The sequence below is a fragment of the Streptomyces sp. NPDC037288 genome (assembly GCF_055603265.1).
Window position 1 is genome coordinate 1 of the sequence record NZ_JBVJVY010000229.1, and the last position, 1,150, is coordinate 1,150.

The window sequence follows — 1,150 nt, forward strand, 5'->3', positions numbered from 1 at the left end:
GTGGCTCAAAAAGCTCATGCCGAAGATCGTGGCTTTCAGTGATTGGCCGCCCTGACCTCGCGACGACACGGCCACTGATTGGGATGCGCGAGCAGTCGCTTCGTAGGGACACGTCGGCGTGGTCGTCTGCGGGAACACAACAACCGAGCTGTGAGGAGGCCCAGGTTGGCTGAGCTGTGGGCGGGGACGGACGCGGGGAAGGCCGAGCACCAGTGCACGGTCATCGACATGAGCGCAACGAAGCTACTGTCGCGGCGGGTGCCCAACAACGAGCCCGAACTGCTGGAACTCCTCGGCGACGTGCTTGCGCTCGCGGACGGTGACCCTGTGACGTGGGCGGTCGACCTGAACGCCGGCGGGGCCGCGCTGTGGATCGCTGTGCTGACGGCGCACGGCCAGCAGGTCATCTACATCCCCGGCCGGACCGTGCACCACGCGTCGAGCTCTTACCGCGGAGATGGCAAGACGGACGCGAAGGACGCCTTCGTCATCGCCGACCAGGCGCGCATGCGCCGTGACCTGCAGCCCCTGCAGGAGTGGGACGAGATCGCGGTCGACCTGCGGATTCTCACCGGCCGCCGCTACGACCTGTCCGCAGACCGCACCCGCGCCATCAACCGGCTTCGCGCCCAACTGCTGGAGTACTTTCCGGCCCTTGAGCGTGCCTTCGACTACAACACCTCCAAAGCCGCGCTCACCCTCCTGGCCGGCTACCAGACCCCTGCCGGCCTGCGGCGCATGGGCCCGTCACGGCTCGCCGCCTGGTTGGCCAACCGCAAGGTCCGCAATGCGTCCGCCGTCGCGGCCACAGCAATCGAAGCCGCGAACCTGCAATACACACAGGTCCCCGGCGAGAAGACGGCCGCGGTCATGGCATGCACGCTGGCCCGAGCGGTCGCCGATCTGGACCAGGAGATCGCCCGCATCGATGCGCAAATCGAGGCCCGGTTCCGCGAGCACCGGCACGCCGAGGCGATCACCAGTATGCCCGGCATCGGCAGCCTGCTCGGCGCCGAGCTGGTCGCCTGCACCGGCGGTGACATCGCATCCTTCGGCAGCGCAGGGCGCCTGGCCGGCGTTGCCGGCCTGGCCCCGGTCCCGAAGGACTCCGGCAAGATCAGCGGCAACATGCGCCGCCCCCGCCGCTACC

The 1,150-nt window shown here is 68.7% G+C and carries 1 protein-coding gene; it reads left to right on the forward strand.

Features of this window, described 5'->3' with window-relative positions; all coding sequences use genetic code 11:
• Positions 1 to 165: 165 nt before the first annotated feature.
• On the forward strand, positions 166 to 1,150 hold a 985-nt coding region (locus tag ACZ7GZ_RS43445; protein ID WP_471033395.1), incomplete at its 3' end, for an IS110 family RNA-guided transposase.